Origin of the sequence: Actinacidiphila acidipaludis (assembly GCF_019890725.1) — a bacterium.
GTDB classification, from domain to species: Bacteria; Actinomycetota; Actinomycetes; order Streptomycetales; family Streptomycetaceae; genus Actinacidiphila; species Actinacidiphila acidipaludis.
The window spans coordinates 1-15376 of record NZ_JAINZZ010000027.1; the positions used below are offsets into that span (position 1 = coordinate 1).

The 15376-nt window shown below is 73.7% G+C and carries 13 protein-coding genes; 6 read left to right on the forward strand and 7 right to left on the reverse strand.

What is annotated here, in order from left to right; all coding sequences use genetic code 11:
* Together K7862_RS20955 and K7862_RS20960 are read left to right on the forward strand one after the other, a co-directional pair.
* Nucleotides 1–2146 (forward strand): SpoIIE family protein phosphatase (locus K7862_RS20955; RefSeq protein WP_222964773.1); only part of this gene is annotated, 2146 nt, incomplete at its 5' end.
* Nucleotides 2146–2442 carry an STAS domain-containing protein gene (locus tag K7862_RS20960; RefSeq protein WP_222964775.1) on the forward strand — a complete coding sequence of 99 codons (297 nt, stop codon included), beginning with the start codon at nucleotides 2146–2148 and terminating at the stop codon, nucleotides 2440–2442. The genes K7862_RS20955 and K7862_RS20960, both read left to right, overlap by 1 nt.
* Nucleotides 2443–2463: 21 nt before the next feature.
* Here K7862_RS20960 and K7862_RS20965 read toward each other — a convergent pair whose 3' ends face one another.
* From K7862_RS20965 to K7862_RS20975, 3 genes are all read right to left on the reverse strand, one after another.
* The gene (locus tag K7862_RS20965; RefSeq protein WP_308012096.1) at nucleotides 2464–2778 is read right to left on the reverse strand and encodes an STAS domain-containing protein; all 315 of its coding nucleotides are present in this window, start codon (nucleotides 2776–2778) and stop codon (nucleotides 2464–2466) included.
* Nucleotides 2779–2877: 99 nt separating this feature from the next.
* Nucleotides 2878–3210 (reverse strand): cupin domain-containing protein, encoded by a 333-nt coding sequence (locus K7862_RS20970; RefSeq protein ID WP_222964776.1) that lies wholly within the window; start codon nucleotides 3208–3210, stop codon nucleotides 2878–2880.
* Between the two features lie 247 nt (nucleotides 3211–3457).
* Nucleotides 3458–3910 carry a winged helix-turn-helix transcriptional regulator gene (locus tag K7862_RS20975; protein ID WP_222964778.1) on the reverse strand — a complete coding sequence of 151 codons (453 nt, stop codon included), beginning with the start codon at nucleotides 3908–3910 and terminating at the stop codon, nucleotides 3458–3460.
* Between the two features lie 101 nt (nucleotides 3911–4011).
* Here K7862_RS20975 and K7862_RS20980 point away from each other — a divergent pair, with 101 nt between their 5' ends.
* Together K7862_RS20980 and K7862_RS20985 are read left to right on the forward strand one after the other, a co-directional pair.
* Nucleotides 4012–4614 carry a dihydrofolate reductase family protein gene (locus K7862_RS20980; RefSeq protein WP_222964780.1) on the forward strand — a complete coding sequence of 201 codons (603 nt, stop codon included), beginning with the start codon at nucleotides 4012–4014 and terminating at the stop codon, nucleotides 4612–4614.
* 104 nt (nucleotides 4615–4718) lie between these two features.
* Nucleotides 4719–5102 (forward strand): PPOX class F420-dependent oxidoreductase, encoded by a 384-nt coding sequence (locus tag K7862_RS20985; RefSeq protein ID WP_222964782.1) that lies wholly within the window; start codon nucleotides 4719–4721, stop codon nucleotides 5100–5102.
* A gap of 148 nt (nucleotides 5103–5250) precedes the next feature.
* On the opposite strand, the gene K7862_RS20990 is transcribed toward K7862_RS20985, so the two are convergent.
* Both K7862_RS20990 and K7862_RS20995 read right to left on the reverse strand, forming a co-directional pair.
* A complete protein-coding gene (locus K7862_RS20990; RefSeq protein WP_222964784.1) occupies nucleotides 5251–6126 on the reverse strand; it encodes a LysR family transcriptional regulator in 876 nt (291 codons plus the stop codon).
* A gap of 108 nt (nucleotides 6127–6234) precedes the next feature.
* Complete coding sequence (locus tag K7862_RS20995; RefSeq protein ID WP_222964786.1) at nucleotides 6235–7095, reverse strand: NAD-dependent epimerase/dehydratase family protein; 861 nt, start codon at nucleotides 7093–7095, stop codon at nucleotides 6235–6237.
* 289 nt (nucleotides 7096–7384) lie between these two features.
* Here K7862_RS20995 and K7862_RS21000 point away from each other — a divergent pair, with 289 nt between their 5' ends.
* Complete coding sequence (locus K7862_RS21000; RefSeq protein WP_222964788.1) at nucleotides 7385–9583, forward strand: SpoIIE family protein phosphatase; 2199 nt, start codon at nucleotides 7385–7387, stop codon at nucleotides 9581–9583.
* Nucleotides 9584–9635: 52 nt separating this feature from the next.
* Here K7862_RS21000 and K7862_RS21005 read toward each other — a convergent pair whose 3' ends face one another.
* Nucleotides 9636–11120, reverse strand: coding sequence for a CoA-acylating methylmalonate-semialdehyde dehydrogenase (locus tag K7862_RS21005; RefSeq protein WP_222964790.1), 1485 nt, complete (start codon nucleotides 11118–11120; stop codon nucleotides 9636–9638).
* Between the two features lie 349 nt (nucleotides 11121–11469).
* On the opposite strand from K7862_RS21005, the gene K7862_RS21010 reads away from it, so the two are divergent.
* Nucleotides 11470–11871, forward strand: a complete 402-nt coding sequence (locus K7862_RS21010) for a PPOX class F420-dependent oxidoreductase (RefSeq protein ID WP_222964792.1) — start codon at nucleotides 11470–11472, stop codon at nucleotides 11869–11871.
* A 69-nt stretch (nucleotides 11872–11940) separates the two neighbouring features.
* Here the strand turns inward: K7862_RS21010 and K7862_RS21015 are convergent, their stop codons facing one another.
* Nucleotides 11941–15099: a discoidin domain-containing protein gene (locus K7862_RS21015; protein WP_222964904.1), complete on the reverse strand. Its 3159-nt coding sequence runs from the start codon at nucleotides 15097–15099 to the stop codon at nucleotides 11941–11943.
* Between the last annotated feature and the right edge of the window lie 277 nt (nucleotides 15100–15376).

Genomic DNA, 15376 nt, shown 5'->3' on the forward strand with positions numbered 1-15376 from the left:
GGCCCTGGAAGCGGTACGCCGGGACGCGCCGGACCTGATCGTCAGCGATGTCATGATGCCCGGGCTCAACGGGCTGGAGCTGGTGGCCGAGCTGCGCGCGGACGCCCGCACCGCCCTGCTGCCCGTGCTGCTGCTGTCCGCCCGGGCCGGACAGCAGGCCTCCATCGAGGGCCTGCAGTCCGGCGCCGACGACTACCTCGTCAAGCCCTTCGCGGCCGCCGAACTCCTGGCCCGCGTCGAGGCCAACGTGAAACTGGTCAGCCTGCGCACGCACCACGCGAGGTGGCGCAGCGCGCTCGTCGACTCCCTGCAGGAGTCCTTCTTCGTCTGCGACGAGGACGGCGCGGTCACCGAGATCAACGCCGCCTTCACCACCATGCTCGGCTATGGCGCCGAGGAGCTCCCGTACCGGCGGCCGCACCCCTGGTGGCCGGACGCGGCGACGGAGCCCGACGCGCACCGGCAGGCCCGCGACGCCTTCGACGGGCTCATGAAGGCGGCGCGCGGCTCCTGCACCGTCCCCGTGCGCCACCGCGACGGCCGCCGGCTGTGGGTGTCGGCCAACCTCGCGCACGCCCAGGACCCCGACTCCGGACGCCGCGTCACCGTCGGCACCTTCCGCGACGTCACCGCCGAGCACCACGCCGTCCAGCGCGAGAGCGCCCTGGGCTCCCTGAGCACGACGGTGTCGCGGGCGACGAGCCTTGCCGACGCCCTGGCCGGCGCGCTGCACGAATTGAAGGACCTGTGGCGCGCCGAACGGGTCCTCGCCGCCGTCTTCGAGGGGGGCGCGACGCCCACCGTGACCGCTACCGACGCCTCCGGCTGGAAGGCGCTGCCGCCCGGGCAGCAGCAGGCGATCATCGACGTCCGTGAGCGGCCGCTGCTGGTCGCGGTGCCCCACGCGGCCGGTGCCGGGATGGCCATCGAGCACCCGCACGGACCGGCGGTGCTGTGGATCGACCTCGGCGAGCACCGGCCCTTCACCGAGGAGGACCAGGTGCTGCTGTCGCTGCTGGCCGGCCACCTCGCGCAGGGCCTCATCCGCGCGCACCAGATCGACCAGCAGCGCGAGACCGCGCTCGCCCTGCAGCGCGCCATCCTCGGCCCGACGACGTTCCCCGAAGGGTTCGCCGTCCGCTACGAGCCCGCCACCCCGCCGCTGGAGGTGGGGGGCGACTGGTACGACATCATCCCGCTGTCCGACGGCCGCATCGGCGTCGTCGTCGGCGACTGCGTCGGCCACGGCCTCGAATCCGCCACCGTCATGGGCCAGTTGCGCAGCGCCTGCCGCGCGCTGCTGCTCCAGGACTCCAGCCCCGCCGCGGTGCTGATGGCACTGGACCGCTTCGCCGTCACCGTCCCGCGCGCCCTGTGCACCACCGTGTTCTGCGGCGTCCTCGACCAGGAGAGGGGAGTGCTGTCGTACTCCAGCGCCGGGCACCCACCGGCCATCCTGGCCCGGCCCGACGGCACCGCCGACCTGCTGGAGGAAGGGCGCTCCCTTCCGCTCGCCATACGTCCCGGCCGGACACGCCCGCAGGCCGAGTGCGTGCTGCCGGCGCGGGCGACCCTGCTGGTCTACACCGACGGTCTCGTCGAACGGCGGCGCCGGAGCCTGGACGAGGGCATCGAGCAGGCCGTCCGGGCGGTTCAGCACGGCAGTGGCGCGGGTCTCGAAGAGCTGGCCACCCGGATCATGACGGAGCTGGCGCCGCCCGGCGGGTACGACGACGACGTGGCGCTGCTGGTCTACCGGCACCCCGGGCCGCTGGAGGTGGCCTTCCCGGCCGACTCCTCCCAGCTCGCTCCCGTCCGCAAGGCGTTGCGCGGATGGCTCGGCCAGTGCGAACTCCCGCGGGACACCGTGCAGAACGTCCTGGTCGCCGCCGGGGAGGCCTGTGCCAACGCCATCGAGCACGGCCACCGCGACCGCCCGGACGGCACCGTCGTCCTGCGCGCCGAGACCTTCGCCCACACCCTGCGCCTCACCGTCACCGACACCGGCCGGTGGCAGCCCCCGCAACCCAGGCCCAGCGGACACCGTGGCCGCGGCATCATCCTGATGCGCGCCCTGATGGAGCACGTCACCGTCAGCTCCGGCCCCGGCGGCACCACCGTCGACATGCACACGAGGATCGCCTGATGACCACGCCACTCACCATCACCTCAGACCGGCGCGCCGACGGCACCCAGCGGCTCGCCGTCAGCGGCGAGATCGACATGAGCAACGGCTACCGGCTCGCCGAGGCGCTGGCCGCCATGTCGGGCCGGCTGCTGCTGGACCTGACCGCCGTCGAGTACATCGACAGCGCGGGGCTCAACGTGCTGTTCGCCCACGCCGATCGGCTGGAGGTCCTCGTCGCGCCCCGGCTGTCCCGCGTCCTGACCGTCTCCGGTCTCACCGAGCTGGCGACCGTCCGCCCGGTGACGTCCACCTGACCGGCCACGGCCAGGGCCGTCTCAGCTCCGGGTGTCGGCGAGTGCCGCCTCGAGCGTCGGGTACAGATGGAACACCGTCTCCAGGCCGGTGACGGACAGCACCCGGCGCAGGTGCGCCGGGACGGCGGCGATCCGCAGATCGGTCCGTTCGTGCGTCTCGACCAGGGCGTGCAGGACGGCGGAGTCGGCGAAGGTGATACCGCTGGCGTCCAGGACCACCCCGCCCACCCCGTCCGCCGCCGTGAGCAGTTCCATGCTGAGGGAAGGGGCGATCTGCATGTCGAAATCGCCCTGCGGAGCGACGACCGGCAAGGCGCGGTCTGCGGCGGCTGTCACCAGGGGATTATGTCCTCGCGGCAGCCCGATCGCCAGCGACCGCGCGCCGCTTCACCCCGGCGGGGACTGCCGGGCGCCCGGCTGACAGACCCCGGCCGGTCAGCCGGTCATGGCCACCGTCAGCAGGATCGCGGCGTCCTCGAGCGCTTCGAGACTGTGCCGGGCCGGCGGCACGGCGAGCAGGTCCCCGGCCATGCCCTCCCACGCGTCGTCGCCGCTGTGCAGCCGCACGCGCCCGCGCAGCACCAGCACGGTCGCCTCGCCCGGGTTCTCGTGCTCGGACAGTGCGGTGCCCGACCGCAGGGCGATGAGGGTCTGTCGCAGGACGTGCTCATGGCCGCCGTAGATGGTCTCGGCGCTGCGGCCGGTGGCCGCCGACGCGGCGCGTTCGAGGTGTTCGCGGACGCGGGCGTCCAGGGAGAACTTCTGCATGGCGAGGAGTGTGCCGTTTCTGTGTCGGAGGCGGAGTCCGCCGCGGCGACGGCGGGTGTTCCGGCGGCGCGGATCAGCGGGCCGAGGCGGCGGCGGGCGAGCGGTGGCGATCGAAGGTCACAGGGACCTGGTACCCCCTCGCCCGGCTCCCGGCGCACACCGACCGGGTGAACGCTTTTCCCGCTCTGCCGCCTGCGGTCTCCCGCATCTCGCGAACCACCGCGGGCGGACCTCGGACGTCAGGACGTCAGACCGCGGCGCCGGGCCCGGGCAGCGGATCGACGTCACCGGCGTGCATCGGCTCCCCGCAGTGCGCGCAGCGCAGATCGACGCGGCTGACCTCGCCGCAGGCGTGGTGCCGGTAGAGGACGGGCGGACCGGCCTCACCGGCGAGCCACTTGTCGCCCCAGTCGGCCATGACCATGAGCAGGTCCACGAGTTCGGCGCCCTTCTCGGTCAGCAGGTACTCGTAGCGGGGCCGCCGGTCGTAGGGACGGCGTTCGAGCACATCGTGTTCGACCAGGTGGTTCAGCCGCTCGGTGAGCACCTTGCGGGAGATCCCGAGGTCGGCCTGGAGCTGCTCGAACCGGGTGAGCCCCACCCACACGTCCCGCAGGACCAGCGGCGACCAGGGTTCCCCGATGACGTCGAGGGTGCGCGCGATCGAGCAGGCCATCTTGCTGAAGTCCGTCCGCTGCATGGGGGGATTCTAACCGTTGGGGTTCCCTGAAGGAACGTCAACTGCTAAGGTCCTGGAGTCTCTTGAAGAAACCCAGAAGAGGGTCGGAAGAGGAGCGGACGATGACCAAGGTGTTCGGCGCCCACGCCGTGTCGGTCGACGGGTACATCACCGGCCGCGAGCCCGGCGCGGGGCGTGGGCTCGGCGACGGCACGATGCTGTTCGACTGGTACTTCGACGGTGACACGCCCAGCGGGACGTTCGACGGCTTCCGGCTCAGCGAGCCCAGTGCACGGGTCTTCGACGACCTGGCCGGCCGTGTCGGCGCGATCGTCGCCGGCCGCAACACCTACGTGGACTCCGACCGCTTCGGAGGCGGCGGCCCCCACCCGACAGCCAGGCTGTTCGTCCTCAGCCGGCGCCCGGCGCCGGAGGTGAGCGACCGGCAGACCCTCGTCACCTCGGGCATCGAGGACGCCGTCGCGGCGGCGGTCGAGGCCGCGAAGGCCGCCGGGGGCAAGGACGTCGGCCTGATGGGCGGCGGTGTCGTCACGGAGGCACTGAAGGCCGGGCTCGTCGACGAGGTGATCCTGCATCAGGTGCCGGTCCTGCTCGGAGGCGGCCGCCCCTTCTTCCGGGAACTGCCCGAGCAGGTGCGCCTCCGCCTGGTCGAGGCCGTCCCGGCGCCGGGCGTCACCCACCTCCGTTACGCGGTCGAGCGCTGACCGGCCCCCCGGCGGGGCCTCCGCGGCTCTCCCGCCCGACCGCGCCGCCCGACCGCACCGCCCTCCGCACCCCACCCGTCCCACGCCACCAGGAGCTGACCGCCATGCTCGACCCCGAAGTCCGCCGCGTCCTCGACGGCACCTCGATCGCCCACCTCGCCAGCGTGCTGCCCGACGGCGCTCCGCACTCCGTGCCCGTCTGGGTCGGGACGCACGGCGACCACGTCGTGATCATTACCGGCCCCGCTTCCCGCAAGGCCCGCAACCTGCGGCGCGACCCGCGGGTGGCACTGTCCGTGGCGCCGGCCGACAACCCGTTCCAGCCCGTCGCCATCCGCGGCCACGTCGTCGAGTGGCTGGAGGGGGACGAGGCCTGGACGATCGTCGACCGGCTCGCCGCCAAGTACATCGGCCGGCCCTATGCGCGCGACGAGGAGCGCGTCGTCGCGGTCATCGAGCCCGAGCGTCAGACGGTCGGCGTCCGCTGAGCGGCCCGGGCGGACCGGCGCGACGGAGCACGCGTCCGTCCGGTCCCGCAATGTGTGCCGCGCACATGATGCGGAGGGCGCCGACACGCTGTCAATGCCGCCCCCACGGGCCCCGGGCCTCCCGTGCGTCACACGGCCCGACGGGGCGTCAGCCGCCCTCCCGCCCCAGGGTTTCGGCCGCCGCCTCGGCGAAGTCGTGGACCAGTGGGGAGCGGCGTGACGCGGCCCAGGCCAGCGCCACCTCATTGGGGCCGAGGCCCTCCACGGGCAGCGGGATCACGTCGGGACGGGTGTAGAAGGCGGCCGTGGAGAGCGGGAGCACGCAGATGCCCGCCCCCGAGGCCACCAACTCCAGCTTCTCCTCCACCTGGTGGATCACCCGTACCTCGGGCCGCTGCCGGCCGCGCAGTTCCAGGGCCACGTCCCGCCACTCGGGTACGGCGTCGGGATCCTGGAGCAGGTGCTCGGCGGCGAGTTCTCCCACGGTGACCGACTCCCGGCTCGCCAGGCGGTGGCCGGCCGGCAGCATCACCACCCGCGGTTCCCGGAAGAGCGGGCGGACCCGCAGGCCCCGTGGGTCGATCGGGAGCCGCACGACGCCGACGTCCGCGCGGCCGTCCAGCAGCACCGTCACCTGGTCGTTCCAGGTCGTCCGCAGGAGGCGGACCTCGACGCCCGGATGGCGTTCGGCGAAGGCGAGTGTCGCCGGCGTGAGGGTGATGCCCGGCATGAAGCCGATCGTCAGCGTCGGGGCGGCCCGGGCGGCGGCCGTCACCCGCCGGGTCAGTGCCTGGGCCGAGGCGAGCAACGGGACGGCGTCCTCCAGCAGTTGCTCCCCGGCGGGGGTGAGCAGAGTGCCCCGGCGATCGCGGTCGAAGACCGCCGCCCCCAGGTCCTCCTCCAGGCTCCGGATCTGCCGGGACAGCACGGGCTGGGCGATGTGCAGCCGCTCGGCGGCGCGGCCGAAGTGCATCTCCTCGGCCACCGCGACGAAGTAGCGGAGCTTGCGCAGATCAAGGTCCACCCGGACTCACCCGCCCACCTTCCCGGGACGGCGCCCCGTCCGCCCATTGTCGCCCGCCGCGCCCGGTACCGGCCACGACCCGGCAGTTGCCCGCCCCCGCTCCGCCGGTCAGCCGCGCCCGGCGAGCACGGCCAGCGGGTCGGTGTGCGCGGGCTTCCAGCCCAGCTCCGCGACCGCACGCGCCGGCGTGACCTGCTGGTCCAGGGCGAAGGCGTCGGCCACCGGCCCCATCCGTTCCCGGGCCTCCTCCAGCGTGATGGACGCGACGCTGCCGTCGAGCCCCACGGACCTGGCGACGGCCAGCGAGCACTCCTTGGCGGTGGGGTTCACGCCGCCCACGCCCGCGTAGACCGAACCCGGCTTCGCCCGGAGGGCGGCGGCGTACAGTTCCGCGATGTCGTCGACATGGACCAGCGCCCAGTGGTTGGCGCCGTCCCCGATGTACGCGATGGCGCCAGCCTCCTGGCCGGGCCGTGTGTAGAACAGGTCGATCAGCCGGTTCTCGCCGCCGTAGAGCAGGCCGGGCCGCACGATCACGGGCCGCCCGCCCTGGTCCGCCCGCCCCAGGACCGCGTCCTCGACGGGCCTGCGCCATGCCACCACCGGCGGCGGGTTCCACGGGGCGGTCTCGTCCACGACCCCCTGGGTGTCGCCGTAGACCCAGGTGCCGCCGGTGTGCACGTAGGTGCCGCTGCCGATCCCGTCCTGCATAGCGGTGGCGGCCGCGAGGTCCTCGTCGCCGGTCTCGGCCTGCGCGAGGTGTACCACCGCCTCCGCGCGGGCCGCCGCGGCGTTCAGGACGGCCAGGTCTCCCAGCCCGCCGTGCACGGGTGTCGCGCCGCTGGCCGCGACCGTCCCGGCGGAGCGGTCGCTGCGTACCAGCGCCTCGACGGAGTGTCCGTGCCGGACCAGCGCGCCGATCGTGGCCTTGCCGATGTATCCCGAACCGCCGGTGAGGAAGATCTTCATCGTGTGGCTCCTGTCCTTCGTCGATGACCGGGCGCCGTCCGGTGCCCTCGCCTGACAGCGTGCGCCGCCCGCGGGACCCCCGTCCAAGACCTCTTCCGTCGTCTCTGATACCCCGGGGGTATCAGAGACGAAGAACGGACTATTCGGGTTATTCTCGACACAAGAGAACGCCCGATACAGGCCGGCGACGCAATCGCCGATGGCGTTCACGGCCTGGCAGGCGTTCTCGTCCGCTCGGGGAGGTCCGCTCGGGGAGCGGGCCGGCCGCCCGGCCCAGGGGAGTGGAGGCATGGAGGCACAGAGCAGGCGTTCCCGGTCCGCGCCCACAGGGCGGCCCCGCACGGCTGTGCCCTCCGGCCGGCCCGCGTGGGACGGCGAGCGGCCGGCGGGCCCGGCGGCCGCGGTGGTGGACGAGCGGGGCGTGCTCGTGGGCTGGACCCAGATGTCCGAACGGATGCTCGGCCACCGCGCGGACGAGGTGGTCGGCCGGTCTGTCGCGATGCTGATGGCCGACGAGGACGCGGCCGGCCCCGTGGCCCGGTGGTCCCGGCTGGCGCGCGCCGGCCGCCGCTGGTGCGGCACCGTGTGCCTGCGGGCCAAGGACGGCACGACCGTCAAGGCGGACATCGAGACGTCGCCGATGTCCGGCGACCACAGCGGCTACTGGTTCGTGACCGCCGTCGACCCCTCCGGCGTCTCCGCGTGGCCGCCGGCCGGCGTCCCCGTGGCCGCCGCGCTGCTGGCCCGGTCGCCCGTGGCGCTGTCGATCTGGGACACCGATCTGCGCTGCATCTGGCTCAACAGCGCCGCCGCCCGGCTGGACGGCACCCTCGGCCGGCGCCGGCTGGGCCAGTTGGTGACCGAGCTGCCGCTCGGCACGGCGGGGCCCGGGATCACCGGAGCGATGCGGCAGGTGCTGGAGACCGGCCGGCCGGTGATCGAGCGGGAGTACACCTGGCAGGTGCCCGGCGAGGACCACGAACGCCGCCTGACCGCCTCCTACTTCCGCATCGAGGGCCCGGACGGCCGTCCGCTCGGGGTCTGCACGATGAGCACCGACATCGAGACGTCGCGGGTCCGCCAGCACCTGCTGGCGCTCGCCGAGATGGGCGGCCGGGTCGGCACCACCCTCGACGTCGGCCGGACCGCGCAGGAACTGGCCGACGCCGTGGTCCCGCTGCTGGCGGACTACGCGACGGTGGACCTGGCCGAATCCGTCCCCTTCGGCCACGAGCCGCCGCTGGAGCGGTTGCAGACCTCCCCGGACAGCCTGCCCATCTTCCGCCGGGCCGGGGCCGCCTCCAGCAGGAACGGCATGCCGGAGGCCATCTGGAGCATCGGCGACCCGGTGTTCGTCCCGCCCTCGTCGCCCTTCACCCGGGCGCTGTACTCGGGCCGGACGCACTTCGAACCTGTTCTGGACACCTCGCCGGGTACCTGGCTCGACCAGGACCCGCGACGCGCCGAGCGGATCGCACAGCTCGGGATCCACTCGCTGGTCATCGTCCCCATCCGCGCGAGCGGGACCATCCTCGGCGAGGCCATCTTCGTCCGGCACGACAACCGCGCGCCGTTCACCCGCGACGACCGGATGCTGTTCGAGGAGCTCGTGGGCCGGGCCGCGCTCAGTCTGGACAACGCCCGCCGCTACACCCGCGAGCACACCGCCGCCCTGGCCCTCCAGCGCGACCTGCTGCCGGGGAAGCTGAGCGGCGGCCCGGGCGTCGAACTGTCCTCGCGCTACCTGCCCTCCGACATCCACGAGGGCGTCGGCGGCGACTGGTTCGACGTGGTGCCGCTGCCGGACGCCCGGGTCGGCCTCGTCATCGGCGACGTCGTGGGCCACGGCATCAACGCCGCAGCGCTGATGGGCCAGTTGCGCACGGTCACCGCCACACTCGCCGACCTCGACCTGCCGCCCGAGGAGGTCCTCGCCCGCCTCGACCGCAGGGCCGGCCTGATGAACGACCGCAGCTCCGGGAACGACGCCCTGGGCCGGGTGATGGCCTGCACCTGCGCGTACGTGGTCTACGACCCGGTCGAATGCCGCTGCGCGATCGCGTCGGCCGGGCACCCGCTGCCGGCCCTCGTCCGCCCGGACGGCGACGTGGTCTTCCCCGACGTGCCCACCGGGCCGCCCATCGGCGTGGGGGCCATGTCCTACGACTCGCTGACCGTCCCGGTGCCCGCGGGCAGCATCATCGCCCTGTACACGGACGGCCTGATCGAGACGCGCGACGCCGACCTCGACGCCGGGATGGAGCGGCTGCGCGCCGCGCTGCGCGGGCCCAGCACCTCGCTCGACGCGTTCTCCTCGCACGTGATCAGCTTCATGACACCGCAGGCCTGGCGGGACGCGGCGCCGTCGCTCGTCGCCGGTCCCGATCGGGGCCCCGGCACGGTGAGCGGCCAGGACGACATCGCCCTCCTGCTGGCCCGCACCCGTCCGGTCTCCCCGGAGCACGCCGCCGCCCAGTGCCGGCCGTGAGGCGCCGGCGTGCCCATCCGCGGCCTGCGAGCCGGTCCGGACCGGTCCGCGGTCAGCGCGGCGAGGGGGAGTCGGGCCAGCTGCTCGTGATGACCTTGCCCTGTGTGTAGAAGTGCACGGCTTCACTTCCGTACATGCGGTGGTCACCGAAGGCCGAGTCCTTCCAGCCCCCGAAGGAGTGGTGCCCCACCGGAACCGGCATCGGCACGTTCACACCGACCATCCCCGCCTCGACCTCCCACTGGAACCTGCGGGCCGTGCCGCCGTCACGGGTGAAGATCGAACTGGCGTTGCCGTAGCGGCAGGCGTTGATGAGCCCGATGGCCTCGTCGTAGCTCTCCGCGCGGACCACGCACAGCACGGGGCCGAAGATCTCGTTCTGGTAGGCGTCCGAGTCCGTGCTGACCTTGTCGAGGAGCGAGACACCCATCCAGAACCCGTTCTCCCGGCCCTCGACGGTGAAGTCCCGGCCGTCGAGGACCACTTCGGCTCCCTGGGCGGCCGCGCCCGCGACATACGCCGCGACGTCGTCGCGGTGCGCCCGCGTGACCAGGGGGCCCATCGTGGACGCCGGGTCGTCGCCCGGGCCGACGGTGACCTTCACGGCGCGCTCGGCGATCCGGCTCACCAGGGCGTCTCCGGCCTCACCGACCGCGACCACCACGGAGACCGCCATGCAACGCTGTCCCGCCGAGCCGTACGCGGCGCTCACCGCGGCGTCGGCGGCCGCGTCGAGGTCGGCGTCGGGCATGACCAGCATGTGGTTCTTCGCACCGCCCAGGGCCTGGACCCGCTTGCCGCCGGCTGAGGCCCGGCGGTAGACGTGACGGGCGACCGGAGTGGAGCCGACGAACGACACAGCCGCCACGTCCGGGTGGTCGAGCAGCGCGTTCACCGCCACCTCGTCACCCTGCACGATGTTGAGCACGCCCTCGGGCACGCCCGCCTCGGCCGCGAGTTCCGCGAGGAGCACGGAGGCGGACGGGGCCTTGCTGCTCGGCTTGTGCACGAACGTGTTCCCGCAGGCGATCGCCATGGGGAACATCCACATGCTGATCATCGCCGGGAAGTTGAACGGCGAGATGCCGACGACCACGCCGAGTGGCTGCCGGATCGACGCCACGTCGGCCTGGCCCGGCACCTGTGCGGACATGTCGCCCTGGAGTGCCGTACCAAGCCCGCAGGCCAGTTCGACGATCTCCAGACCACGAGCCACCTCGCCCAACGCGTCCGCGTGCACCTTTCCCTGCTCGGCGGTGATCAGCGCGGCGATCTCGTCCCGCCGGGCATCCAGCAAGGCGCGGTACCGGAACAGGACGGCCGTCCGCTGCGCGAGGGAGGACCCGCGCCAGCCGGCGTAGGCCTGCTTCGCCGCGGCGACCGCGGCGTCGACCTCGGCGGGACCGGCCATCGCGACCCGGGCCGTGACCTCTCCGGTCGCGGGGTCGGTCACCGGGCCCCAGGCGCGGGAGGCGTCCGAAGCGGCCGGGAGCCCTGGGAAGGGCTTGCCTGCGATCCAGTGGGTGACGGTCTTCATCAACGGAACTCCTTCGAAACGGCGGCGAACAGCCGCAGCACTCCAGCCGCCCTGGCCGGGGCCGGCCGGGCCGCGGCATCATCAGCGCTCCTCGGGAGGCTGCGAGCAGCGAGAACCGACGCGGAATCCACGGTTCTGGCTTCATCGTCGAGCCACGGCGGGCCGCGTGGTCGCCGGTGGCCCGAAGTGCCCGCTGCCCGTCCCGAACCGTCGTGGCGCGGATCACGCACGGGCCCACCGGGGGCGCCCGCCTGCGGCGATCCGACTGCTGAGCGGCGTCGCGGACCCTTGCCGTGGATCACCGTGGGTACGCTGAACCGCGACCCCCGGTGAACGAGGAAGGGCAACCATGGCACTGTCGGAAGCACTGAGGAAGCTCGTCGACGAGACCCGCGTCTTCGCGGTCGTGGCCACCGTCCAGCCCGACGGCAGCGCGCAGCAGTCCGTCGTGTGGCTGCTGCGGGACGGCGACGACCTGCTGTTCTCCACGACCGTGGACCGGCGCAAGGAGAAGAACCTCCGGCGCGACCCGCGGGTGAACATCATGATCAACCCGGCGGACGACCCCTACAACTACGCCGAGGTCCGGGGCACCGCCACCCTCACCACGGAGGGTGGGCAGGAGCTGATCAACCGGCTGTCGCTGAAGTACACCGGGAAGGACTACGCGGACTTCAACCCGGCGTCCGGGGACGACGCCGAGCGGGTGGTCGTCCGCGTGACCCCGCGCAAGGTCGTCGGCTCCATCTGAGGCCGGGAACACCGCCGGCCGGGGGGACGGCCCGGCCGGCGGCGGGTTCTCAGATCCGGGCGCGCACGCTCACCGCGCGCCTGTCACCGTCAGGGACACCAGCCGTGCGTCGCGCGGCGTGCCGCCGTCGGTGACCGCGAGGGCGACGTACCGGGCCTGTCCGGACAGCGTCAGCGACGAGATGTCGCCGTGCACGGACAGCGTCCCGGCCTGCTGGTACGTCAGCCCGTCCGTGCTCGTCTCGACGCGTGCGCCGGGTGTGCGGCCCCCGGTCCAGCGAGCGGTGACGGCGCCGAGCGGCACGGCCGCGCCCAGGTCGACGACCATCCGGCCGTGCTCACCGGGCGTCCACGCCGTGCCCGGGTCGCCGTCGACCGCGGCTGCCGGGTCGGACATGCCGGCCGGCAGCGGCGAGGTCGGGAAGGTGACCCGGCCCAGCGCCAGGTCGTCCAGCGGATAGGGCGTCACGTCCGGCAGCGTGGCCGTCCGGGCCCGCCCGCCGCGCAGGGTGACGTGGACCGTGCAGCCGTCGGGGGCGGCGATCTCCACCCGGCAGTCGGGGCCGCTGAGCACCACGGTCGCCGCGTCGCGTACCTCGGCGTTGAGCCCCGCGGGCAGCGGCCCGTCCAGGCCGCGCAGCACGGCACGGGCCGGGACCACGGCCGCGCTCGCCGCGCCGAGCGCGGCCTTGACCGTGGTGCCCCGCGCGGTCACCGTCTGGCTGCCGGCGAACAGGGTCACCTCGCGGGTGTCCTGCGGCACGTCGACGTCCGTGGCGACCGCCGCGGCCGAGAGGTTGAACAGGCTCAGGTGGCCGCCTGCGGTGGAGGCCCGCACGGCGTCGTGTCCGGTCCCGGGAGCCGGTCGCGCGGCCGCGGCCGCCACCGCCGCCGGTGAGCCGTCCGGCAGTCCCTCGACCAGCAGCGGCGCGACCGGCCCGTCCGACAGGATCACCGTGTCGCCGTACACCGCGAGGGGGTTGGCGCCGCCACGGACGACGAACCCGGCCCGGCCGTCGACGCTGATCCACCCGCCGCGGCTGCTGAGGTCGGCCGGCGGATAGGCGACCAGGTCGGTCCAGTCCGAACCGTCGGCCGATCCCTGCACGGTGTAGGCCTGACCGGCGGCGGTCTCCCAGCTCAGCGTGACTCGGTCCACCGCGGCCGGCGCCCCGAGATCCACCTCCAGCCAGCTGTCGGCACGCGTGCGCTCGGCGACCGAGACCGCCCAGCGCGTGGTGGCGTTGCCGTCCACGGCCAGCGCCGCGCCCTTGCCGGTGTCCGCGGACGAGGCGGCCACCACGGCCCCCCGGGCCAGGTCCGGGCCGGAGGCGCCGTCGTGCACCTCGAACGTGTAGAGCGAGTACCCGTACTTGGGGTGGCCGCGGCGCCCCAGCATCCGCAGATAGCGGTAAGTGCCGCGGGAGAACGTCAGGTTGTCGGTGCGCGGCCCGGCCGTGGGATGTCCCGCGTTGCCGGAGTCGGCGGACGCCACGGTGGCCGAGCCCTCCGCGGCGGTGTAGGTGCGGCTGCCGGCCAGCCCGGCGACGCCCGGCATGGTCAGGTTGAACACCTCGATCCGGCCCTCGCCGACCGCCGTGCCGCTGGTGGCGTAGACGACCTCGCCGCCGGGCAGCGTCGTGAACCCCGCGTAGCCGTTGTCCAGGGCGAGCAGCACCGCGCTGGCGTCGAGGCCGTCGCGCAGTTCGGTGGAGGTGGCGACGGTGCGGGAGGTGACCGTGCCAGAAGTGGCGGGCAGGAACATCGGGGTGCTGCCGCTGAGGGAGAACAGCCAGTCGTCGTGGGCCGGCTGCCACGCGAACTTCACGAAGCCCGGCTTGGTGACCGCGCCCGCCCAGGCCCGCGGCGACTGGTGGGCGACCAGTCCGGGGCCGGTGCCGAAGTCGGTGACGCCCGCCGCACGGCGGAACAGCTCCTCCTCGGTGAGCGCGGTCACGCTCTCGCGCTGGGCGGCCCGCCACTCGTGCAGCAGGTAGCTGATGGCCACTTCGGCACGGGCCTCGGGCTCGTACTTCGGCTCCCCGGAGAACTTCGTGATCCGGTCGGCCGGCGCGTACGCCTGGTAGGCGGGCAGCCGCTCGGCGAGCGCGGCCTCGGCGCGCGCCGCGGCCCGGTCGCCCAGTACCTGCGCGAGGAACGCCACGGGGATCACGTCGCGGCCGTACAGGTGCTCACGGTCGTTGACCATGGGCATCAGCGGCTCGCCCGAGTCGCTCATCACCGCGAGCGTGGAGGCCCACAGCCGGTCCGCGTTGGGCTGGGCGGACAGTACCTCGGGCAGCGGGCGGCCGGCGGTCAGGAAGTGGATGGTGTTGCGGCCGGAGGTGCGCCACAGTTCGCACTGGTAGTGCGGGCCGAACGAGCCGTGGTTCTCCACGATGAACGTGTCGTAGAGGTTCTGCGCGGTGTTGTCGCTGACCGGGACGCCGTCCACGACCGCCGGGTTGGCCAGATCGGCGGCGGGCAGGCCGGTCTCGTTGCGGCTCCAGGTGCCGTACCAGGAGTCCCAGGCGGAGTACCGCTGGTCGTCGGCCGCCCAGGCCAGCGCGGGCGCCAGGGACTGGGCGTAGACGCCCATCTCCTCGAGTTTGGTGTCGCCGACGTGGTTGCCGCGCAGCCCGTCCGGCGTCCAGCTCCCCGACAGCGGGTCGTTGCCGGACCCCAACGAGGTGGTGTAGGCGGCCTGTTCGCGGACGATGGTGTCGACGTCGGCCTGAGTCGCGGCGTCGAGCTGGTCCCACAGCAGCCGGGCGGCCAGTACGAAGTAGAGCTGGAAGGTGGTGTCGAAGAACAGCGTCTTGCCCCACTCGGTGCCGCCCGTCAGGCGGTTGGAGGCGGCGAAGTGCTTGATGGTGGCCAGGGTGCGCGAGCGCAGGGTGGCCTCGTCGATCCCGGCGACGTCGGCGTCGTAGCCGCCCCGGGTCAGCAGCAGGGCGTGCCCGAGCACGACCGCGAAGCCGAAGTCGGTGGCCGTGTAGTGGCCGGCCGAGGCGTTCCACTGCGTCTCGGTCCATCGCGTGTGGCGCAGCAGCACCTGGTGGTAGACGGCGGCCACCGGGTCCGGCGGGGTGCTGGACGGGGCGATGCCCGCGGCCTGTGTGCCGTCGGCGGCGGCCGCCCGGGCCGGCGAGGCGGTCGCGAGCGTCACCGGCGCGGCGGCCAGCAGCGCGGTGAGACCTGCCAGTTGGGCGAAGCGGCGGCGGCCCATCGGGGCTGCGGGGTCGTGCACGGTGGCTCCAACCTGGGCGCCGGGGGCCGGCACCTCCTCGACAACGTTGTCAGATGCGGGTCATTCTTGGCACCGCCCCTCACCGGCGTCAACCCCCCTGCGCGAACTGCGCCGTGGTCCGCGGGCGGTCGGCCCGACGGCCCGGGTGGCCCGCGCCCGGTCGCCGGCGGTCCCGCTGTGTTCCCCGCCGGGCCGCGGCGGCATACTCGCGTACGCCCCGCCCGGGTCCTCGCGTACGCCCCGCCCGGCCACGATC